The sequence below is a fragment of the Gelidibacter gilvus genome, from assembly GCF_004115975.1.
Lineage (GTDB): Bacteria > Bacteroidota > Bacteroidia > Flavobacteriales > Flavobacteriaceae > Gelidibacter > Gelidibacter gilvus.
The window spans coordinates 327,358-349,524 of the sequence record NZ_SDDZ01000002.1 but is presented as its reverse complement, the minus strand read 5'-3'; the positions used below and the strand labels follow the sequence as shown (position 1 = coordinate 349,524).

Genomic DNA, 22,167 nt, shown 5'->3' with positions numbered 1-22,167 from the left:
TGATGAAGGCGTCCAAATCTGTTTCAGATTTGGAAGTTTTGTTTTTTCAGAACAGCCACTTTTAGACTTTAAGATTTCTTTAGAATCGCATACTAATTTTGGGATAGATTAATATAGAACTCACTGATTAATGTCTAAAATTTTTCCAACGCGTTTTGCGTTACTTAAAGCCTATATCGGCCTGTTTTTAATTCTTTCTTTTATAGTAAGACTAAGTTTCCTGATTTGGAATTTTCCTGAAGTCGATACAGGATTGTTTGTATTAGGAAATACTTTCTTAATAGGTTTTTTATTTGATTTGGCCACCATTTCATTTTTTGCCATCCCATATCTTATCTATCTATTACTTATCCCTAAGCATTTCTATGGCTCCATAGCCGATAGAATTATCACCTATTTTGGATTCTCAATAGGCGTTCTTATTCTGTTCTTTTCATTTTTTGGGGAGTTTACATTTTGGGATGAGTTTCAAAGACGTTATAATTTTATAGCTGTAGATTATTTAATTTATTCCTATGAAGTTGTAAAGAACATTAATGAATCTTATCCTTTGCCTGTACTTCTTTCTGCTATGGTTTTATTAGTGCTTACAAGTATTTTTGTAATCTATAAATTAGGCTTTTTTCGGAAAGTATTTACAAGTGAAACGACATTTAAACCCAAATTACTCGCAGCAACGCCTTGGACTGTCATTGTGGCGCTAAGTATGTTTTTTGTTACAAATAACCAAGCTGAATTCTCAAAAAATCGATTCAACAATGAACTGGCGAAATCGGGCATCTATTCCTTCTTTTCAGCCTTCAGAAACAATGAATTATCCTATAATGACTTCTATAAATCTATTCCGAAAGAAGAGGCTTTTCAAACTGTTAAATCAAGTTTATCCGATGTGAAAAATACATTTGTAAATCCAACTGAAGATGCTATTTATAGATCGATTGTAAATTCAGATTCTGTTTCTCAGCCGATGAAGCCGAACGTCATTTTTATTTGTATCGAAAGTTTAAGTGGTGATTTTTTAAAGACTTTTGGTAATGAGAACAACATCACTCCAACATTGGATTCTCTGGCCAATAATAGCTTGTTTTTTGAAAACCTATATGCCACAGGAACACGAACCGTAAGAGGCATGGAAGCAATCACCTTATCCATTCCGCCAACACCAGGACGCAGTATCGTAAAACGAAAAAACAATCAAGGGTTGTTCACTATTGGTGAAGTGTTTAAACAACAAGGTTACGAGCGCAATTTCTTTTATGGAGGCGATGGTTATTTTGACAATATGAACACTTATTTTGGTGGGAACGGTTTTAATATCATCGATAGGGGACGAGGATTTTTATTGGATAAAAGCATCACAACCACACGCACCAATATTGAAGATAACGAGGTGACTTTTGAGAATGCTTGGGGCGTTTGCGATACGGATATTTATAATAAAGTGATTAAGGAAGCAGACAAAGCACACGAATCTGGAAAACTGTTTTTCGACTTTATAATGACCACTTCAAACCACAAACCTTATACCTATCCAGAAGGCAATATTGATATTCCGTCAGGAACAGGACGGAATGGTGCTGTAAAATATACGGATGATGCCATTAACGAATTTATAAAAAATGCAAAAGCAAAACCATGGTTCAAAAACACCGTTTTTGTGATTATGAGCGACCATTGTGCGAGTAGTGCAGGGCGATGGGACTTGGATGTTAAAAACTATCATATTCCTGCGCTAATTTTCAATTTACCAAATCAAAAGCCTGAGAAGTTAGGCAAATTAGCTTCACAAATTGACATGTTTCCAACCTTGTTTTCGATCTTGAGCTGGGATTATAAATCGAATCTCTTCGGAAAGGATATCTTAACCATGCAACCTGAAGACGAACGGGCGTTTATTGGAAACTACAGAAAGCTAGGTTATTTAAAGGATAATAAAATTTTGATTTTAGATGAAAAGGCGAATGCCAATTTCTATTCTTGGAATCCTTCAGATAATAGTTTAAGTACAATTTCTTCCGAAGAAAAATTCGAAAAGGAAAGCATTTCATTCTATCAGGTTGCCGATCATTTGTATCGGAATGGTGGCTTAAAAATTAAGACTGAATAAGGTGATACAGATTCATTTCATTTTCAATCCAATCGCCGGTTCTGGCCATCATAGTTTTTCTGAATGCTATCTTCAGGATTATTTTGAACCAGAAAATTATAACATTAATATAAAATCTTCAGGCTATAAAGGTCATGCCATCAAACTCGCAGAAGAATCCATCCGTCAAAAAGCGGATATTATTGTGGCCTGTGGTGGAGACGGAACTATAAATGAAGTGGCTTCTACTTTAGTTGGTACAACCATACCTTTGGGGATTGTCCCTATCGGTTCAGGAAATGGATTGGCATCTAATTTAAACATTCCAAAATCCATAAAAAAGGCTCTGTTTGTCATCAAAAACAACCAAAGCACAAAAATTGATGTGGGCTGCTTGAATCAGCGTTACTTTTTTAGTAATATAGGTTTTGGATTCACTGCCAGCGTTATTGGAAACTACGAGGCTTCACAAAAAAGAACATTGCCGCACTATGTGCAGGCATGCTTCAAATCGTTTCGTGACTATAATAGAAAGGAAGAAGTTGTCATTTCTATCGATGATACCATTAAGCTGGTTAATCCTTTTTTAATTTTTATTTCAAACTCAAATGTCATGGGCTATTCCATGAGTCTTACGCCAAAAGCATCATTAAAGGATGGGCTATTAGATGTTATCATTGTACCAAGAATAAGCAGATTAAAAATGGCGTTTTTTGGGTTTTGTATGCTTTTAAAAAGGCCGGAACTGCTTAAGGAGGTCAAATGCTATCAAACAGACAGATTGACATTAACTCAGAAAAATCGTTCTTTTTTTGAATCGCAGATAGATGGCGAATTATCAAAAATAAAGGAGTTTACAATTACAGTGTCTCTGAAAAAGGATTCTCTAAATGTATTGGTTTAATTATTTGCGAAGTAATATAATCGCTTTAAACTTACTTTAGATTTCGAGTCTATATTTGATATAAGAAAAAAGCAGGGTGTATATAGAGTCAATCCTATCCGATTAGATTTTGCACCGATGGAACTATATATCAGCTGAATGGCCCGATTTACAGATGTTTCGCTTCTTTGGAGCTAATAAAATCCCAGACGGATGACGTCTTTGTAACAAAGGATAACTAATAAAAACCAAGTCCCATAGGGACGGTATCTTGAAAATCGTTTATTGTTTTTTAATAGTTTTTAAAAGACAACAATGCTATCGAATTAGAGAAACACTTCAAAATGATATTAATTTTAGATCTTAAAACCATGCTCAAGCACTTGTTTGGTTTACCAATTGTAATCCTCTTCTTGTTATTTAATTTTCAAGAATCCCACGCACAAAATCGAGGAATTGAAACCACTAGCGATATTGGCTTAATTGTCGTTCCTGCCGCAGCGCTTACCATAACTTTGATTAAAGGCGATGGACAAGGCACTTGGCAATTCACCAAGGGGTTTTTGCTAAATCAAGCAGTAACTTATGGATTAAAAGTTAGCATTAATAAGCCTAGACCGTTCAACAATGGGGACAATTCGTTTCCTTCAGGTCATACTTCAACGACGTTTCAGGCGGCGTCATTCATACACAAACGATACGGTTTTAAATACAGTATTCCAGCTTATGCAATTGCAGGACTTACCGCCTTTAGTAGAGTCGATGCCCAAAAGCATGATGGTTGGGATATCCTTGCCGGTGCGGTTATAGGTATTGGAAGCACCTTGATTTTTACAACAGAATATCAGCAAGAGCACATGGAATTAAATTTTAGTAAAAGTGAAGGCAATTACTTAGTGGAATTCAAATACAAATTTTAAACATAGTCGATTGGTTGACCTTGCATACTATATGAAGTTACATTGCGGGAGGTACACTTTGAAAAGGAATCCTTTGATTAATAATTTCAATTTAATATGGTTTATATATTTGTTTTGGTTGTGATCCTGGTATTTGGAATTCATTTTTATAGAAAATCAAAACGTTAGAGTGTTCAACCATTTGCTGAACATTGAGGCAAATTGTTTAAGTGGCATCATTTTATATACAGATAATTTTAATCAGGATATGTAATTTGGCAGTAACCAAAAGTTGTAAAAACGGAGCTTCTTGATACCACATACTTATATAAATTGTTCGATGAATCTTTTAAATTCAACCAGGCATTTTGATTGTTTTAAAAATCACTTTGATAATTAAAATCGCCATCGGATAAGCAGGAAAATATAAATCTGCTGATTAATAGTAATATAACCATGTAGATTTTGCTTGTCATAAGTTGGTCGTTTTATCTAATAGATGCAAAATCAGTGATTTGGCTGCGACTCATTGGTTAAAATTTCAAATTACATTAACTTCTCTATCGAGTCAATCAGGAGTGAGAATGACTTAAAATACTATATCTCTTATATTTTAAAACCGATACCCAGCTCGCAAATGTAAATTCACTGCAACATCAGGTTCATTTATTAAAACCACGTTGTCTTTTTTAAAGTAATGTAAATAACCAATACCGATTCCTGCTTCGTATGTAAAATGGTTACCAATATTCCGTCTAATTCCCCAGGTTGGTACAATAGAGATATCAGTAATAAAATCAAGATTGCGTTCATTTGTAATGACAAACCAATCCGGATGATATGTGGTCTTTATGGAGATGAAATTACCGCTGTTGCCATCTACTCGCCTTGACTTGCTTACTCTCTTATTTAAATTGTAATACCACCTAGGTTCAAGTGTTAGCACAGGTGTCAGCAAAAATCCAGTAATGTCTTCGCCGTTTCTTATTGAAACTCCAGTATCGAGACCTATTTCACTTCTTAAAGCGATTAGATTTGATAATTTAGTTTCGTTATGTACCCAAACACCTAAAAAGCCCGTTTGAACTCCAAAGGTTGATTTTTCAACACTCGCATTTTGTGAATTTGACTGTAAAGTGAGGCCACAAATAAATAGGGATAGTAATATTTTTTTCATAGAATTGATTTGGGTTAGATTAGTATGGGGATGTATATTTGGATTCGGATAATCTAAAATTAGCCATTTACCTTGCTAGATGGATTCGGACGAAAATTCAGTGAATTTTATAAACTGTTTTCAGATTTAAATTTCAACACAACGTTTCCAGAATGATCTTTTCCATAATTTGTTTCAGGCTCTAGATTGATTAACTCAGCTTCATAACTAGTATTAATTTTGTCCGTTTTTCTTATCTATTGATTTCTGGCTTCTCAAATTCACTTTCATTTTTCGACGTCTAAAATAGTGATTTTTCGTACACGCTTGAATTTTACGATACATATAGTCGAACACAAATCAGGGTACCTATAGGAGAGAATATGTAAGAATTTATGACAGATATCAAGAAACTAGATCCTAATTGGCATTTTAAAAAGCTATACGTACTAATACCAATTTCCAATGCAAAACATGTTTTTAAATCTCTAAAAAATCAAAAAAGTAAATTTACCACCGTTCCTTTCATTTCCGAACTTTGCAGTTGAATTTTACCGCCGTGCAATAGCATAATCTGTTTACAAAGACTCAGGCCAATACCGCTTCCAGTTTTCTTAGTACTGAAAAAAGGCACAAAAATACTATCCATGATTTCTTCAGGAATGCCAGTACCGTTATCTGTAACTTTTATTTGCCCAGTTCCTTTGTGACTGATGTTTGCAGAAACCAGAATCTGCGGGTTAGAAACCGTAGATGTGGCATCAATAGCGTTCAGAATAAGATTGATGAGCACTTGCTCAATGAGATAAGCGTCAATTTCAAAGGTCAGATTGGGATCATTCAAGTCAAAATTTAGGATGACGTTTTTATCTTCCAATGAAGGTTTTAACAGTTCGTCTATGCTACTGAACAGAAGGGAAGCTTTAATTTTGGTTTTATGTACATGCGTGACTTTGTTCAGGCTGCGATAGGTTTGTGCAAATTTCATCAAGCCTTCGCTTCGTTTTTTTATACTGCTTAGTCCGGCATGAATATCTTCTAATTCCAAAACTGCAGTTTGAGGCTGTTCTATAGTCTCTTGAATATTTTTCTGGAGGGTTTCAGCCAAGGACGTGATGGGAGCAATGCTGTTCATGATTTCGTGCGTCATCACGCTCAGCAGTTTTTTCCATGCTTCACTTTCGTTTCTATTAAGGGTTTCTTCTATGTTTTGAAGGACAATCAGTTTAAACGAATGTTCCTCCATTTCGAAAACGGTATCAGAAATAAGCACTTTCATGGTTTCCTGCTGCATTTCTAAAGTAACCGAAGCGGTGTTGGAATGGTAGGTTTCGAATAATTCGTCATAGATTTTTGGTCTTCTTTTTTCAATAAAACTGATGTTTTTGAAGGAAGGAAAATCTAAGGTCTTTAAAAAAGAATCGTTAGCCCAAAGCACATCGCCACTTTCCACATTATAGGCAATGATCCCAATATTGACCATTTCCAAAATTTTTTGAAGGTAAACAAATTGCGCCTGGCGTTCATTATCGATCGCTTTGATCGTTTTATTGACCAAATTAAAACCTTTGTGAAGTTGGCGGATATCCTGTGGCCCTTTGGTTTCAACAAACCATCTTGAAAAGTCACGGTATTTTACCGATTCCAAAAAATCGTCCACTTCCAAAAAGCGTTTTATCGCAAACTGGTAGAGATTGTACATGGAAATTATTGTGAGGATCGCTCCCCCAATAATAGCATAAGTATGTAAGTTAACAATTCCAAAAGCCAAGAGGATTAAGGCAAAAAGCAATCCTAAAACCCTAAGTGTGAGTGAAAACAAGTAGCTTTTATAGATCATATTTATGAAGTCTACGATAAAGTGCGGTACGGGTAATGCCTAGTTCCTTGGCCGATTTAGAGATGTTTCCATTATTTTTTTCAATGACCGCAAGGATGGTGTTTTTTTCTAGTGCATCCAGATTCGTTTCGTTTTGACTGGTTATTATCTGCGGTTGCTCGATGGCTGAAAAGGTTAAATCATCAGCTTCCAAGGTTTGATGTTCTGCCATAATAATGGCGCGTTCCAAGGCATATTGGAGCTCTCGCACGTTGCCACTAAAATGATGTTTTTTTAGCTTTTGAATAAAGCAAGATGACATGTTAAAAGCACTTTTACCATACTTTTCAGCATAATAATCGATAAAATAATGGGCAAGAAGTGTGATATCGGTTCCGCGCTCTCTTAATGGCGGAATCATAATATCGACAGTATTGATTCGATAAATTAAATCCTTTCTGAAACGTTCTTCTTCGGCCAAGTCGCTAATGGATACATTGGTGGCGCAGATTAATCGAATATCAATGGCGATGGGTTGATTGGCTCCCAAAGGCGTGACCTGCCTATTCTGTAAAACTGTGAGTAAACGTGCCTGTTGCCTAAGCGTTATATTGCCAATTTCATCTAAAAAAAGAGTGCCACCATGAGCGGTTTCAAAACGTCCTTTTCGGTCTTCACGAGCATCCGTAAAAGCACCTTTTTTATATCCGAAAAGTTCGCTTTCAAAAAGCGTATCGGTTAAAGATCCTACATCTACTTTGACAAAAGGTTTATCCTTGCGATGGGAATTGTCATGGATTGCTTTAGCAATAAGATCTTTTCCAGTTCCATTTTCTCCTAGAATAAGAATATTAGCATCGGTTGGTGCTACTTTTTTTAATTTAACAAAAACATCCTGCATCGGCTCACTTTCGCCAATGATTGTGGTTTCAGTATTTAAATGAGGCTTTCTCGGCTGCTTTATTTCTTGTTTTTCAACATGCTCCCGAATTGTTTCCAATATTTTTTCGTTCTGCCATGGTTTGACAAGAAAGTCAGAGGCACCTTCTTTTAAGGAGCGAATGGCCAAATCAATATCGCCATAAGCTGTGATGAGAATGACGTCAATCTCCGGTTTTTGTTTTTTAATTTTATTCAGCCAAAAAATCCCTTCGTTGCCGGTATTTACCAAGCCGTTAAAATTCATGTCTAAGATGACCACATCAAAGGCATGTTGCTGCATCAAACTTAAAATGGTATTGGGGTTTTTGTTGGTAACCACCTCTTTCACTTTCGATTTTAACAAAAGCCGAAGTGCGATGAGAACATCCTCATCGTCGTCGATAATTAATATTTTGGCGTTGTGGAAAAGCATGACTACAATATTAATAAATTCAGGTCTTTTAAATGCGGATTCCGAAACCATTATTCCGAATTAAAAAAACTGTATCGACTTCGAACAGGAGGTGTATCAAAACCGAACACTTTATGATGGCGCCTACAGGTGTAATAAATTAATAATCAGCAAATTGTATTTACGGCATCATATTGAGTATATATCTATTAAATACACGACACTATATGGACATTCAATTGGAAAAGAAACGATTCTCAACCCAGAAATTACTACTCATAGGAGGGGCTTTTCTTTTATTAGTTTTAATCGGTTTTGTGATTGTCTCTTCATTAGGAGGTTCAAAACTGAATGTGGATAAAGAACGCATCAGTATAAATACCGTTGAAAATGGTGTTTTTCAGGAAAACATTCCTGTCAATGGAATTGTACTTCCCATAACCACCATCTATTTGGATGCTATGGAAGGCGGGCGTGTGGAAGAGAAATATGTTGAAGATGGTGCTGTACTCAAAAAAGGTGATCCTATTTTAAGACTGTCCAATACAGATCTCGAATTAAGCTTAATTAATCAGGAAACGCAGGTTTATAATCTGTTGACCCAAATGCAGATTTCACAAAATGCAGCCCGTCAAAATACCATCAATAAACTGAATCAATATACTGACGTTGAAAGCGGATTAATTGAGGCCAAAAGAGTTTATGATCTTAATACCAGATTATACGAAAAAGGCGCGATTGGCAGACAGGACTTGATTAAATCGCAAAACGATTACAACTATCAAAAAGAACGGATGCAACTTTCTAAACAGATATTAGGTCAGGATTCTATCGCCATAAAACAAGAAAACAGTCAGGTGCAAAGTAGTTATGCCCGGACTCAAAACGCTCTAGAGCTCATGCGTCGAAAAGTAGCGGATCTTGTGGTAAAAGCACCAGTTGATGGTCAATTGACCTCTTTGGATGCTGAAATTGGTCAATCAAAGAACAAGGGTGAACGTTTGGGACAATTAGACGTCTTGAGTGGTTTTAAGGTACGTGCGGATATTGATGAGCATTATATTTCAAGAATCTATAACGGACAAACCGGAAGTTTTAATATCAATGGAAAACCTTATAAGTTGACTATTAAAAAAGTTTACACCCAAGTGACGAATGGAAGATTTCAAGTGGATATGGAGTTTGGAGACGATCTTCCAGAAGGCATCCGTCGTGGCCAGACCTTACAAATACGTTTGGCTCTCAGTGATGAAAAACAAGCATTACTCATACCAAAAGGCGGTTTCTTTCAAAAGACTGGTGGCAATTGGATTTTTAAAGTAAGTGAAAATGGCGACACCGCTTTTAAAGCAGATATTACTTTAGGAAGCCAAAATACAGAATATTATGAAGTGCTGAGCGGACTTCAACCGGGTGATAAAGTAATTACCAGCACCTATGATAATTATAGCGATGTGCAGGAGTTGGTGTTGAAGTAATCCCCTGAATACCCGAAGTGGGACTTGTAGCCTGTGAGGAATTGCTAAGAAATTAGCAAGGAATGGGCGAGGTGTAAACGACCTTTTAGATCGAAAAATATAACAACGAAAACAACATATAAAAAATGATAAAAATAACGGATCTCGAAAAATATTACGCCACAGAGGAAGTGCGTACCATTGCCCTGAACAAATTATCTTTTAATGTAAAGAAAGGGGAGTTTGTTGCCGTAATGGGGCCTTCAGGTTGTGGGAAATCCACCTTATTGAATATTCTTGGGTTATTGGACGATCCCGACGGTGGCAGTTTTGTGTTCAACGGAATTGAAGTGGCAGGTTTTAATGAGCGCAAGCGCGCCGAACTGCGCAAACACAATATCGGCTTTGTATTCCAGAGTTTTAACCTTATTGATGAGCTCACGGTATTTGAAAACGTAGAACTGCCTTTGATTTATACCGGTGTAAAACCTGCAGAACGGAAAGAACGTGTAGAAGCGGTTCTCGAAAAAATGCAGATAATGCACCGTCGTAAACACTTTCCACAGCAATTATCAGGAGGTCAACAACAGCGTGTGGCGGTTGCCCGTGCCGTCATCAACAACCCCAAACTGATCCTTGCCGATGAGCCTACAGGGAATTTGGATAGTACCAATGGGAATGAGGTCATGGATTTACTGACCGAATTAAACGAAGCGGGTACCACGATCATCATGGTAACACACAGTGAACACGATGCTAAATATAGCCATCGTATTATTAGAATGCTAGATGGGCAGAAGGTGACGGAGAATATTTTAATGGAGATCTCCTAACCTCCAAAGGGGACTCTTGCTTGGGCGGAAATGAAATAGCTTCCAATCCAGACCTGACAGGTTTCAAAAACCTGTCAGGTCTATAGAAAAATCAACAGCAATCAAAAAACGAACAATCATGATCAGAAATCATATTAAAATATCTCTTCGCAATTTGTGGAAAAACAAATTGCTATCCACGCTCAATCTTTTAGGATTGAGTATAGGGATTGGTAGCGTATTGACTTTGATGTTTTCAGTATATGCATATTATAATGCCGACTCCAATGTTGTAGATCAAGCAAACATCTATTATTTAAAAACGACCAATATTAGCGGTGACTCCTATGTGGACACACCATACCCGCTATTGAAAGAAATCAGTGAATCATCGCCAGAAGTTGTTGCTGCCACCCATTTACAGGGTTGGGGAATGCCATGGTTGGAATATGGCGGTTCCGATTTTCACGAAAGAGTTGATTATGTAGAGCCTGATTTTTTTAATGTATTCTCATTGCCCTTAAAATATGGTAATCGCGAAACAGTTCTGGAAAAGAAGAATTCTGTTGTACTTACTGATAAGGTAAGTAGAAAGATTTTTGGAGAAAAAAATCCAATGGGTGAAATTATAAAAGTTGATGACACGTTGAGCTTGACCGTTACTGGGGTTTTAGAACCTATTAGTCCTTATTCTACATTTCGTTTGGGTGCTTTAGCATCGACGCAACTTTTAGAAGACTATCCTAGTTTTATAGCGCGTGCCAATTGGGCGGATAGTTTTACAGTTAATTATCTGAGACTGAATCCAACAACAAATATTGCTCAGTTTGAAAGTCATATAAAAGAATTGGCTAAGAAAAACTATGCAGATCCTAATATCATTGCTTCCATTAAGTTAATGCCCTTTGCTGACATGAGAACGGACTCAATTCCAGTGGTGAAAACTATCATTAGTGGTTCAATAGCCGCTGCAGTATTTGTGTTGCTCATTGTACTTATTAATTTACTCAATTTAAATGCTTCCACAATGTATCGTCGCACTAAGGATATTGCTGTGCGTAAAATATTAGGGAGTAGTAAAAAAGAAATCATTACCCAATTCTGTATTGAGAATGGCATTTTGGTATTTACGTCCATCCTAATTTCAGCACTTCTATTTTTAGGATTATTGTTGCCAAAATTGAACATGATATACGGGGCTGATTTTGGGGAGATTACATTTACTGTAGCAAATGATTATCCAGTGATTTTATTTGCTATGGCTTAGGCATTTTTGTTACGCTAGTAGTTGGCATTCTGCCGACGCTACGATTTATCTCGGTGCCAATTTCAACAGGAATAAAAGGAAAAATAGATGCAATCAAAAGAAGTTTTTTGGTGCGCAATTCATTTATCGTGCTACAATTTACCATTGCCATCTTATTTATTTGTGTGGCAGTTATTCTGAATAACCAAATCGGCTTTATGAAAAACGTCTCCTTAGGTTTTAAGCAAGAGCATGTTATTGTTGGGAATATCGATTTGGAATATAAAAATAAAGCATTGGCTACATCAAAATTCAAAGCGATATTGAACCAGCTCGATGCAAATCCTTATGTAAAAGGTGTAACGCTCAGCAATGCTGTTCCTTCAGATTATTATCCCAATTACAACCAGTTTTATGACCCAGAAACGGAGACGGAAATACGTACGCGTTATGGTCGTACGGATGATGATTATTTAACCACACTTCAAATTCCATTAGTGATGGGAAGGGATTTCGATGAGAATCTGGATAAAGAGGAAGCTCGTTCGGTAATAATCAATAGAACCGCAATGAAAGCTTTGGGATGGTACACTATTGAAGGTAAACAATTGAAGGAAAAAGGAAATGTTTCAGTGGGATTTCCTGTTGTTGGGGTTATGGAAGATTTCCATTATGAGAATATGCAAAACACAGTGAAGCCTTTGGTTCATTTTTATCGTGAAAAGAATGCCTTAGCATCCCATCGCTTTATATCGGTTAGGGTTGCAGATGGCCATGAACAGAGTGTTCAGAAACTTCTTGCCAATGGGTTTGAAAACATAGCATCTAAAAGAACTTACCAACAGGACTATTTGGCGGATAAAGTTAGTGCCCAATACCAGTTGATCGAAGGGATGTTAAAAACGGTAAATGTTGTAGCCCTATTGACCATTTTTATTTCGTGTTTGGGGATGTTCGGTTTGATTGCCTTCATGGCAAAAAGACGCATCAAAGAAATTGGCATCCGAAAAGTTTTGGGTGCAGGTGTTCCAAGATTAATCCTATTACTATCAAAAGATTATATACTGCTAGTGATGATGGCAGCTATAATTGCCTTTCCGATAGCATGGTATGTAATGAACGCTTGGCTGACGAGTTTTGCTTATAGCATAAATCTTGAATGGTGGATGTTTGGACTTAGTGGATTGATCGCTTTGCTTATAACAGCATTTACGGTCGGAATACAAGCAGTAAAATCAGCAATGGCAAACCCAACAAAAAGCTTGAAGACAGAGTAGAAAAGAAGCCTAATTGCATGAAGAGGGAATGTTCACTCGGATGGAAATTTTAATAATTAATAAGAATCAAAATGATTAGGAACTATTTTAAAATCGCGTGGCGGAATATTTGGAAGAACAAGCTTTTTTCATTTATCAATATCATAAGTCTAGCCATTGGCTTAAGTGCATCCTTTGTCATTGGCTTGATGGTCTACTACGACTTTACTTTTGATAAGTTTCATAAAGATGGCGATCTCATTTACCGGATTACAACCGTTTATACGTCGCCAGAGGAAGTCGATTACAATTACGGTGTGTCTGTACCGTTGATTGCAGAAGTAAAACAGAACCTAACGGGAATTCAGCAATCGACTGCTTTTTTTACGGCAGAACCGAGTCGGATAATGAATGCTTCCTTTTCAAAAGCATATAATACTCCAGAAAAAGTAATTTATGCAGATTCCGATTTTTTCAAATTTTTAAGCTATGAATGGCTTGCTGGAAATTCAGAATCTGCAATTGATGGCCCCAATAAAGTAGTTCTGACGGAGCGTAGGGCCAAAAAATATTTTCCAAATAGGGACTATAGCGATATCCTTGGTGAAATCCTTATTTATGATGATTCCGTTTCTACCACCGTTACCGGCATCGTTGCCAATTTTAAAGAACGCACCGACTTCACTTTTGAAGAAATCATTTCGTTGGATACTGGTAAGCAATCCTATATGCAAGACCAGATTACTGATGAAAATTGGAACAGTACAAGTTCCATGACCCAGCTTTTTATAAAACTGAATGATAAAAAAGCCCTATCAAATGTTCAGAACCAGTTGGATGTCTTGGCGAAGAAAAATGAGAGCGAGAAAGCTGTAAAGTATAACGAATATCGGAGTTTTTATCTGCAACCCTTAAAGGATCTTCATTTTGGAAAAGACATCGGGATTTTTGATTTTACGGAATATAATGCTGACAAATCAATTTTAACTAATTTACTGTTTATAGCCGCATTTTTATTGCTTTTGGGATGTATAAATTTCATTAATTTGAATACTGCCCAAGCCACGCAGCGCGCTAAAGAAATCGGAATCCGTAAAACTCTGGGCAGTTCTAAACAACAGTTGGTATTCCAATTTTTATGGGAAACATTCATGTTGACCCTTGTTGCAGCAGTTTTGTCGCTAGGATTGGCGGCTGTTTTGTTAAAAATATTTGCCGATTTTATTCCAGAAGGTTTGCATTTTGGTCTGTTTGCTGATCCTTTGATTATCGGTTTTGGAGTCGTGCTGATACTTATCATCAGTTTGCTTTCTGGGTTTTATCCGGCCATGATCCTGTCTTCATTTAAACCCGTTTCCGTACTTAAAAATCGTATAATTTCGACGCATAGCAATGTTTCGATAAGAAAAGGACTAATTGTATTTCAATTTATCATCGCCCAGGTTTTTGTGATTTCCACGATCGTTGTGGGTCGGCAGATACATTTTATGATGAGCAAGGATATGGGATTTAAAACCGAAGCGATCACTTATGTAAAAACACCTTGGATGGATGGATCCTTACAAAAACGTCAATTGTTTATGCAGAAACTGGCTGCCATTCCACAAATTGAAAGTCTAAGTCTTGGTGGTATGCCACCAGCATCTAACACCATACATGCTAGCGGAGTTATATACTTGGACGGTAAAAAGGAAATACAAACCGATTTGCAATTGCTCTATGGTGATGACAACTATCTCAATTTGTATGACATCAAATTATTAGCTGGTCGAAATTTGCTTAACGATACCATTCAGGAATACGTCATAAACGATACTTACCGAAAACTTCTTGGTTTTAAAACACCTCAAGACGCCATAAATAAAATTGTTGGGCAAGGGGAGAATGCAATTCCAATTGTTGGCGTCATGGAAGATTTTAATCAGTATTCAGTAAAATCTAAGATAGAACCCATGGCATTAATTGGCGATTGGAGTAGAAAACGTTATTCGCAGTTTAATACGATTCACATGCAATTGAATAAAAACAGTTCTGATAATTGGCCGAAAGATATCGCAAATATAGAAGTGGTGTGGAACAGCATCTATCCCGAATCAGATTTCAAAATCGAATTCATTGATAAAACCATTGCCAAATTTTATGATAAGGAAACCAGTATGACCAAGCTTCTCAATTGGGCTACAGGACTTTCAGTACTTATTAGCTGTCTTGGGCTTTTCGGGTTAGTCATTTATACAACTGAGCGTCGGGTCAAGGAAATTGGTGTGCGCAAAATTTTAGGGGCGTCATTGACACAGCTTAATGTATTGTTGTGTAAGGACTTTTTGGTGTTGATAGGTATTGCGTTTGTAATAGCGGCACCGTTGGCGTGGTATGGTTTGCACAATTGGCTTCAGGATTATGCTTATAAAACAAATCTCAGCTGGTGGATTTTCGCGCTTAGCGGATTGGGAATTATTTTGTTGTCGCTGATTATTATGAGTGTCAAAACGATATCGGCTGCCAATGAGAATCCAGTAAAAAGTTTGAGAACGGAATGAAAAAAGTGTTCAGTGCTTCGACAAGCTCAGCAACCTAATTCAGTAGCAGATCACAGTAAAACAAATACAACAACAATTAACCTTTTTCAAAATGATCAGAAATTATTTTAAAATCGCATGGCGAAATATTCGATCCAACAAACTCTTTACAGCGTTAAATATCGCAGGTCTGGCCATTGGACTATGCGTTTGTATGATTTTGTTTTCGTTTGTGAACACCGAGCTCGGTTTTGATAAGATGTATTCCAACTCAGAAGATATCTATCGGGTTAATATGGAAACTTCTGAAGAATATAATTTTGAAACTTGGGCGACCATGCCCAATGCCGTAGGTCCGGCGATTGCGCAGGATATTCCGCAGGTAAAACTAATGACGCGACTTATTAAAGATGATTTTGGCGCGACAGCATCCTTAAAGATTGGCGATAAGAATTTCACGGAAAACAGACTTTATTTAGCAGATTCCGCAATCTTTAAAATGTTTGATTTTAAGTTTTTAGAAGGGAATTCTAACGATGCTTTTTCAAAACCAAAATCCATTGTGCTATCACAATCTGCTAAAATACGGTTGTTTGGGAATCAAGACGCAATGGGACAATTGATCATTGTAAATAATATAAATACGCTACAGGTTTCGGGCATTTATGCCGATTTGCCAAAAAACAGTGTGATGGATATTGATATGGTTTATAATATCATGGATACATGGATGGGAACCAATGTATACTGGAGCAATGCCAGTTATGAAACCTATTTGCAACTTGAACCAAATTCGAATGTGAGTAACCTACAAAATCAGGCGACGGGTTTGATCGATAAATATGTCGATAAGGACAATCAATATTTTACAAAGTTCATTTTTCAGCCTTTAACTGAAATTCATCTCCACTCAGCTCATGTTCGTGAAGCTTATTCTTCTAAAATGGGAAGCATTACGGCCATAAAAAGTTTGTTGTTTTTGTCGTTGTTGGTATTGTTAATCGCTTGTATCAATTATATGAATCTTGCCACCGCCAATGCACAGAAACGTGCCAAAGGTATCGGCATTAATAAAGTTTTGGGCGCCAACCGACGTCAAATGTTGTCGCTGTTTTATGTTGAAACAGGAATTATGGTGTTTTTATCGATTGCCATAGGGTACGCCGTTTCATTTTTGACCTTGCCATTATTTAAGAGTATTACAGGCAACGAACTCAGCTATCAAGATTTACTAGACACGCCAATTTTGATCGGATTATTGATTATTTGGATTTTGGTAACCTTGGTTGCGGGCAGTTATCCAGCGATTTCAATGTCGAATATTTCGCCATTAATTCTAGTCAATAAATCAAAGAAAAAAGGTTCAGCTTCTGAATTGATTCGGAAAGGATTGGTCGTTTTCCAATTTGCGGCTTCCATCGTTTTGATCATTGCAGTAACGATTATCCTTCAGCAGATGGCATTTATAAAAAATAGAAATCTGGGATATGATCCTAACGGCATTGTCGCCGTTTCGGTTAAATCGGCCGAAACAGAGCAACAAGTTGAAAGCTTAATAAAAGGCTTGGAAAGACTGGTTAACGTTGAAAGTGTTTCGGCTGTACAATCAATGCCGGGCGCGAACGAAAGTGGGCGCTCGGTTTACAAAATGGCTACGGACGGAACAGGACTGCCTATTGCCAGTTGCCGCACCGATGGTAATATCGTTAACACCCTAAAACTAAAAGTAATTGCTGGTAACGAACTTCCAGAAACTATTCCAGAGGGCGATTCGATTATCTACAGTTTAATCAATGAGAAAATTCTTAACTATTTAGATTATAAAACTCCCGAAGATGCAATTGGCAAAATTATCCATACAGAACTTGGTTCAATGGCGATCATAACTGGAGTAGTAGAAAACTTTAATTTCAATTCCCTCAAGGAAAGTGTTGGTGGGTATATGTATTACAAATCTCGAAAAGCTCCTGAAGGGATCCGTACGCTTTTGGTGCGCTATAATACTCAGGACTTGTCAAAATTCATGAGCCAATTGCAGCAAACGTTTAACGAAGCGCTACCAAACACCGCTTTTGATTACCAATTTCTGGATAGGCATGTGGCGCAGTTATATGCTTCCGAAGAAAAAACGGCGAGTACTGCCACCTTGTTTTCCGTGTTAGCCATTTTTATTGCTTGTCTGGGCTTATTTGGTCTTGCGGCTTTTACCGCAGAGCAACGCACCAAGGAGATAGGCGTAAGAAAGGTTTTGGGTGCTACAGTTACTGGAATTACACGATTGCTCTCCAAAGACTTTTTGAAATTGGTGCTAGTGGCCTTCGTTATAGCCGCTCCCGTGGCTTATTTGATCATGCGCAATTGGTTATTGGATTTTGCTTATCGCACAGAAATCAGTTGGTGGGTTTTTGCTTTTGCAGGCATTGCTGCGCTTTGCATCGCGTTGATAACAGTAAGTTTTCAAGCAATAAAAGCAGCGATGGCAAATCCTGTAAAAAGTTTAAGAACAGAATAGAAATAAACAATAATTAACAAAAGAATGCTACTAGAATTAAATAACATCTTCAAATGGGTAAATCAAGGCGGAAAACGAATTTTTCTTCTGAGCGACATCAACCTTAAAATTGACGAAGGCGAATTCATCTCTATTATGGGGCCATCGGGCTCTGGGAAATCCACGTTGCTCAATGTCATCGGGATGCTCGACGGATTTCAAGAGGGAGAATATAATTTTATGGGTGAATCCGTTCATACTATGAAAGAAAAGAACCGTTCAAAACTTTATAAGGAATACATTGGGTTTGTATTTCAGGCCTACCATCTTATTGATGAGTTGACGGTGTATGAAAATATCGAAACGCCATTACTTTATAAAGACATAAACTCTTCTGAGCGAAAAGCTTTGGTGGCTGATATGTTGGATCGCTTTAATATTGTGGGTAAAAAAGATCTTTTCCCAAGTCAGTTGAGCGGTGGCCAACAGCAATTAGTTGGTGTAGCACGTGCCTTGATTACAAAGCCAAAGCTCATTTTGGCCGATGAACCGACAGGAAATCTGAATTCGAAACAGAGTGAGGAAATTATGCAACTCTTTAAAGAACTTAACCAAGAAGGGGTTACCATTATTCAGGCCACACATTCTGAAACCAATGCCGCCTATGGATCACGCGTTTTACATCTTTTGGATGGCAGACGGGATTTCAATTAGAAAACAATTCATCAATCATAAAATTATGACTTTTAAACTTTCCATAGCATTCTATTTTGCAGCAACTTTAATTCTTTTTGCCCAGTCAGATCAAAGAACAGCAATGACTCTTGAGGAGTGTATTAGTTTGGCTATTGAAAACAATTTAGATCTTAAAGCTACCAAGTTGACTAAAGAAACTTGGGATGTCAATTTCAAGCAAAACAAAAATGCATTGCTACCTAATGTCAACGGATCGTATAATCTAGGTGTTGCAAATGGCCGGAGTATTGACCCTTTTACCAATGGGATTGTCAACCAAGAATTCACTTTTTCTAATGCTGCTCTGGGACTTGACGTTGTGGCCTTTAACGGATTTAGACTTATCAATCGCTGGAAACAGGTGAGGTTGAACTTGAAATCTGCCGAAATGGAAGTGGAAGCAGACAAGCAATCGTTGATTTTGAATGTGACTTTGACCTACTTACGTGTATTAAACGCTCAGGATTTAGTTAAACTGGCAGAATCACGATTAAAAACCACGCAAGGTCAACTCGACCGGTTGCGCAGTCTTTATGAAGAAGAAACCGGAAATCCAGCTGAATATCATGACCTTCAAGGACAAATGGCTTTGGATGCGGCCAATATTATAGAAAGTAAAAACGTTCTTGAAACAGAATTAATAAACCTTAATACTCTAACCAATATAGAGGAATCCATCACGGTCGCTCCTTTGAATATCGAATTGGATGTTGAAATGTATGGTTATACCGCACAAGATGTTTTTGAACAGGCACTTCAAGTTTTCCCTACAATTAAAGCGCGCGATTTAAGTTTGGAAGCCTCTGAAAAAGCAATAGCCGTGGCACGGTCACATTATGTACCTGAAATAAGTCTCTTTGCTAATTTGAACACCAACTATTCCAGTGCTGCACGACTTTTTAACGAATCGGGGACAAGTATTGTGGGTACAAATGACTTTGTAACCATAAATAATCAGGAGTATTCGATTTTTACCCAACAAACCAATTTTACAAGTGATCACATTGCCTATCGGGATCAATTTGACAATAACTTGAATTCTTCAATTGGTGTTTCAGTGAGTGTGCCTATTTTTAATGGCTTCAGAGCCAAAAACAATGTTGCCCTCGAAAAAATTAAAAGGGAGGAAGCGCAGACAGCTTTGGCACAGATTAAACTCGATTTGAAGCAATCCATTAAGCAGTCCTACAATGCTATGTTAACAGCTTATGAACGTTATAAATTGTTGCAGAATCAAGTGGACGCTTATAACGAATCTTTTCGAATCAATGAGATACGCTTTAACAATGGTGTATCCAATAGCGTGGACTATATCATTAGCAAAAACAACATGGATAATGCCCAAACGAATCTGGCAAATGTGAATTATGAATATGCCCTGCGCGTTAGAATTTTAGAGTATTATCGGGGGAATATGTGACAATGAATATGAAACTTATCAAAAAATCTTAGGGAAAATTAATGTACTTTGTTTTTGACCACATTACTCTCCCAAGATCTGCAAGGCTAATATTAAAGTTTGACTATTTTCAGCATCAAACCCTGCTATTTCTTTTGGAAGAAATGTCAGACTAAGGCCAACTGTCCAAAATAAATAGCCGTTGCTACCATTAAAGTTTTTGTGTTCATAGTTTTTATTTAGTTTCAATCAACGGATTTCGAAAACAACTCTTATTTCGTAGTTTGCAATGGGTGTTGTTCATTTTCTCTAGGCCATTTAAATGCTACCCAAACAATTATGAAGGTCAAAATTGCTTCTACAATTCCTAAGAAGAGATAGAATGCATACCAAGGGGTAAAGGAATTAATGGCAATTAAGACCATCATAATTGTAAATAACAATCCGAAAGCAATATTTAATATTCTATTTAAAGTAGGTTTTAAAACAAGAGAAAGGAAAATCATTATTGGGGGAATTGCTAAAATAACCGAAGCTATAAAAAGCATCACTGGACTGTCTAATGCATTTTCCCCACTTATTAAACTTTCAACTTGCCCAGGAATATATAATTGGAAGTAGTCTCCGTATAAATAACAAAGGGTTGTAGCCGTCCATAATCCTGCCAACTTGATTTTAATATTTATTTTAAAATCAATTAAATGGTTTGATTTGTTAGTTGAAGTCTTCATAGGATGTTATCATTAGACAGATTCTGTTATAAGACTACTTTAGATTCCAATTTGTTACAGATGCTTCGTTCTAATATTCAGATCCAATTCACATTATAAATTAATAATCCGCCATATAGAAAGGCAAAAGGGGAGATGAGCTGAAATTAATATGAAATATTCGAGATTTCTTTATTATTCTCAAAATTCGTTAAATGCATACATTTAAAGATTTTTTTATTACAAATTCGACATAGAGTAATGATGAAGTTTGTAGAAGGATTTTAACAAAATCTCTGTTGTTCCTTTTCTTAGATCTGAAGGATATTTTTGTTGTATAATTATAAAAATAACGACTTCAAAACATCGCCCTGATACTTCAAATTCGCTCAGTATGATTTGGCAATATTTGAATTTTTATAAATTAATGCACTCAATGGGTACCATTTTTTACAGGTTATTCGAAATCTGATTTTTGAAATCTAGAAGTTCGCTATTAGTCCGAAATTTGAAAAAATTTAAACAATCACATCCTTCTGAAAATAAGGCCATTGCTTATAAAGCGCAGCGTTATATATTTACTCCTCCATAGTGTGGTAGACGTTCTGTACGTCATCATCTTCTTCCAGCTTTTCTAAAAGTTTTTCAACATCTTCAGCTTCTTCGGCGGTCAGTTTTTTGGTAACTTGTGGAATACGTTCAAATCCGGAGGAAAGAATTTCAATCTCCCTGTTTTCCAATTCAGATTGAATAGCTCCAAAACTTTCAAAAGGGGCATAGATTAGAATCCCATCGTCATCCATAAAAACCTCTTCTGCACCAAAATCTATGAATTCCAATTCCAATTCCTCTGGATCCAAACCTTCGGCGGGAATCCTGAAATTACACGTATGATCAAACATAAAAACTACAGAACCAGAAGTACTTAAACTGCCATCACATTTATTAAAATAACTGCGCACATTTGCAACCGTTCTGGTGTTATTGTCTGTGGCAGTTTCAACCAATATGGCAATTCCGTGTGGTGCATAACCTTCAAAAATCACTTCTTTAAAATCTCCAAGACTCTTATCAGATGCTCTTTTGATAGCGCGTTCCACATTGTCTTTGGGCATATTTACAGCCTTGGCATTCTGTATGACCGCTCTTAAGCGGGCGTTGGTATCAGGATCAGGGCCACCATCTTTGACAGCCATTACAATGTCTTTGCCAATACGTGTAAAGGCTTTACTCATTGCTGACCATCTTTTCATTTTACGTGCTTTACGAAATTCAAAAGCTCTTCCCATTTTTTATGTTATTTTTCATTCCCTCGCAGGAGGGAATCTCATTTTATTATTATTATCATTCTGTCATCGGTCATCGG

General features: G+C 36.9%; 16 protein-coding genes. 11 read left to right on the top strand and 5 right to left on the bottom strand.

Annotation, left to right across the window (positions count from 1 at the left end):
- Positions 1 to 130: 130 nt before the first annotated feature.
- From ESZ48_RS05540 to ESZ48_RS05530, 3 genes are all read left to right on the top strand, one after another.
- Positions 131 to 2,107 carry an LTA synthase family protein gene (locus tag ESZ48_RS05540; protein WP_129016331.1) on the top strand — a complete coding sequence of 659 codons (1,977 nt, stop codon included), beginning with the start codon at positions 131 to 133 and terminating at the stop codon, positions 2,105 to 2,107.
- Between the two features lies 1 nt (position 2,108).
- Positions 2,109 to 2,990 (top strand): diacylglycerol/lipid kinase family protein, encoded by an 882-nt coding sequence (locus ESZ48_RS05535; protein ID WP_129016330.1) that lies wholly within the window; start codon positions 2,109 to 2,111, stop codon positions 2,988 to 2,990.
- A 323-nt stretch (positions 2,991 to 3,313) separates the two neighbouring features.
- Positions 3,314 to 3,889, top strand: coding sequence for a phosphatase PAP2 family protein (locus ESZ48_RS05530; RefSeq protein WP_223266364.1), 576 nt, complete (start codon positions 3,314 to 3,316; stop codon positions 3,887 to 3,889).
- Between the two features lie 592 nt (positions 3,890 to 4,481).
- Here ESZ48_RS05530 and ESZ48_RS05525 read toward each other — a convergent pair.
- The 3 genes from ESZ48_RS05525 to ESZ48_RS05515 form a co-directional block, all read right to left on the bottom strand.
- Positions 4,482 to 5,045, bottom strand: coding sequence for a hypothetical protein (locus ESZ48_RS05525; RefSeq protein ID WP_129016329.1), 564 nt, complete (start codon positions 5,043 to 5,045; stop codon positions 4,482 to 4,484).
- Positions 5,046 to 5,520: 475 nt separating this feature from the next.
- Complete coding sequence (locus ESZ48_RS05520) at positions 5,521 to 6,864, bottom strand: sensor histidine kinase (RefSeq protein ID WP_129016328.1); 1,344 nt, start codon at positions 6,862 to 6,864, stop codon at positions 5,521 to 5,523.
- A complete protein-coding gene (locus ESZ48_RS05515) occupies positions 6,854 to 8,197 on the bottom strand; it encodes a sigma-54-dependent transcriptional regulator (RefSeq protein WP_129016528.1) in 1,344 nt (447 codons plus the stop codon). Before ESZ48_RS05515 ends, ESZ48_RS05520 begins: the two co-directional genes overlap by 11 nt.
- A 206-nt stretch (positions 8,198 to 8,403) precedes the next feature.
- On the opposite strand from ESZ48_RS05515, the gene ESZ48_RS05510 reads away from it, so the two are divergent.
- From ESZ48_RS05510 to ESZ48_RS05480, 8 genes are all read left to right on the top strand, one after another.
- Positions 8,404 to 9,654 (top strand): efflux RND transporter periplasmic adaptor subunit, encoded by a 1,251-nt coding sequence (locus ESZ48_RS05510; protein WP_129016327.1) that lies wholly within the window; start codon positions 8,404 to 8,406, stop codon positions 9,652 to 9,654.
- Positions 9,655 to 9,779: 125 nt separating this feature from the next.
- Complete coding sequence (locus tag ESZ48_RS05505; RefSeq protein ID WP_129016326.1) at positions 9,780 to 10,466, top strand: ABC transporter ATP-binding protein; 687 nt, start codon at positions 9,780 to 9,782, stop codon at positions 10,464 to 10,466.
- Positions 10,467 to 10,584: 118 nt separating this feature from the next.
- The gene (locus ESZ48_RS19525; protein ID WP_223266363.1) at positions 10,585 to 11,712 is read left to right on the top strand and encodes an ABC transporter permease; all 1,128 of its coding nucleotides are present in this window, start codon (positions 10,585 to 10,587) and stop codon (positions 11,710 to 11,712) included.
- A 197-nt stretch (positions 11,713 to 11,909) separates the two neighbouring features.
- Positions 11,910 to 12,968 carry an ABC transporter permease gene (locus ESZ48_RS19520; RefSeq protein ID WP_223266362.1) on the top strand — a complete coding sequence of 353 codons (1,059 nt, stop codon included), beginning with the start codon at positions 11,910 to 11,912 and terminating at the stop codon, positions 12,966 to 12,968.
- Positions 12,969 to 13,039: 71 nt separating this feature from the next.
- On the top strand, positions 13,040 to 15,487 hold the full coding sequence (locus ESZ48_RS05495) for an ABC transporter permease (RefSeq protein ID WP_129016325.1): 2,448 nt from the start codon (positions 13,040 to 13,042) through the stop codon (positions 15,485 to 15,487).
- A 91-nt stretch (positions 15,488 to 15,578) separates the two neighbouring features.
- Positions 15,579 to 17,978 carry an ABC transporter permease gene (locus tag ESZ48_RS05490; protein WP_129016324.1) on the top strand — a complete coding sequence of 800 codons (2,400 nt, stop codon included), beginning with the start codon at positions 15,579 to 15,581 and terminating at the stop codon, positions 17,976 to 17,978.
- A gap of 24 nt (positions 17,979 to 18,002) precedes the next feature.
- Positions 18,003 to 18,671, top strand: a complete 669-nt coding sequence (locus ESZ48_RS05485; RefSeq protein ID WP_129016323.1) for an ABC transporter ATP-binding protein — start codon at positions 18,003 to 18,005, stop codon at positions 18,669 to 18,671.
- Entirely contained in the window at positions 18,622 to 20,112 is a 1,491-nt protein-coding gene (locus ESZ48_RS05480) for a TolC family protein (protein WP_223266361.1), read from the top strand. The genes ESZ48_RS05485 and ESZ48_RS05480 overlap by 50 nt, the downstream gene beginning before the upstream one ends.
- Positions 20,113 to 20,363: 251 nt before the next feature.
- Here the strand turns inward: ESZ48_RS05480 and ESZ48_RS05475 are convergent, their stop codons facing one another.
- Positions 20,364 to 20,822 carry a DUF6326 family protein gene (locus ESZ48_RS05475; protein ID WP_129016321.1) on the bottom strand — a complete coding sequence of 153 codons (459 nt, stop codon included), beginning with the start codon at positions 20,820 to 20,822 and terminating at the stop codon, positions 20,364 to 20,366.
- 557 nt (positions 20,823 to 21,379) lie between these two features.
- Positions 21,380 to 22,090, bottom strand: coding sequence for a YebC/PmpR family DNA-binding transcriptional regulator (locus ESZ48_RS05470; protein WP_129016320.1), 711 nt, complete (start codon positions 22,088 to 22,090; stop codon positions 21,380 to 21,382).
- Positions 22,091 to 22,167: the final 77 nt, after the last annotated feature.

Coding starts and splice junctions, on each gene's coding strand:
- ESZ48_RS05525 (WP_129016329.1), bottom strand. CDS start 5,045: ATGAAAAAAATATTACTATCCCTATTTATTTGTGGCCTCACTTTACAG.
- ESZ48_RS19525 (WP_223266363.1), top strand. CDS start 10,585: ATGATCAGAAATCATATTAAAATATCTCTTCGCAATTTGTGGAAAAAC.
- ESZ48_RS05505 (WP_129016326.1), top strand. CDS start 9,780: ATGATAAAAATAACGGATCTCGAAAAATATTACGCCACAGAGGAAGTG.
- ESZ48_RS05495 (WP_129016325.1), top strand. CDS start 13,040: ATGATTAGGAACTATTTTAAAATCGCGTGGCGGAATATTTGGAAGAAC.
- ESZ48_RS05485 (WP_129016323.1), top strand. CDS start 18,003: ATGCTACTAGAATTAAATAACATCTTCAAATGGGTAAATCAAGGCGGA.
- ESZ48_RS05520 (WP_129016328.1), bottom strand. CDS start 6,864: ATGATCTATAAAAGCTACTTGTTTTCACTCACACTTAGGGTTTTAGGA.
- ESZ48_RS05470 (WP_129016320.1), bottom strand. CDS start 22,090: ATGGGAAGAGCTTTTGAATTTCGTAAAGCACGTAAAATGAAAAGATGG.
- ESZ48_RS05510 (WP_129016327.1), top strand. CDS start 8,404: ATGGACATTCAATTGGAAAAGAAACGATTCTCAACCCAGAAATTACTA.
- ESZ48_RS05540 (WP_129016331.1), top strand. CDS start 131: ATGTCTAAAATTTTTCCAACGCGTTTTGCGTTACTTAAAGCCTATATC.
- ESZ48_RS05515 (WP_129016528.1), bottom strand. CDS start 8,197: ATGCTTTTCCACAACGCCAAAATATTAATTATCGACGACGATGAGGAT.
- ESZ48_RS05490 (WP_129016324.1), top strand. CDS start 15,579: ATGATCAGAAATTATTTTAAAATCGCATGGCGAAATATTCGATCCAAC.
- ESZ48_RS05475 (WP_129016321.1), bottom strand. CDS start 20,822: ATGAAGACTTCAACTAACAAATCAAACCATTTAATTGATTTTAAAATA.
- ESZ48_RS19520 (WP_223266362.1), top strand. CDS start 11,910: ATGAAAAACGTCTCCTTAGGTTTTAAGCAAGAGCATGTTATTGTTGGG.
- ESZ48_RS05480 (WP_223266361.1), top strand. CDS start 18,622: ATGGATCACGCGTTTTACATCTTTTGGATGGCAGACGGGATTTCAATT.
- ESZ48_RS05530 (WP_223266364.1), top strand. CDS start 3,314: ATGATATTAATTTTAGATCTTAAAACCATGCTCAAGCACTTGTTTGGT.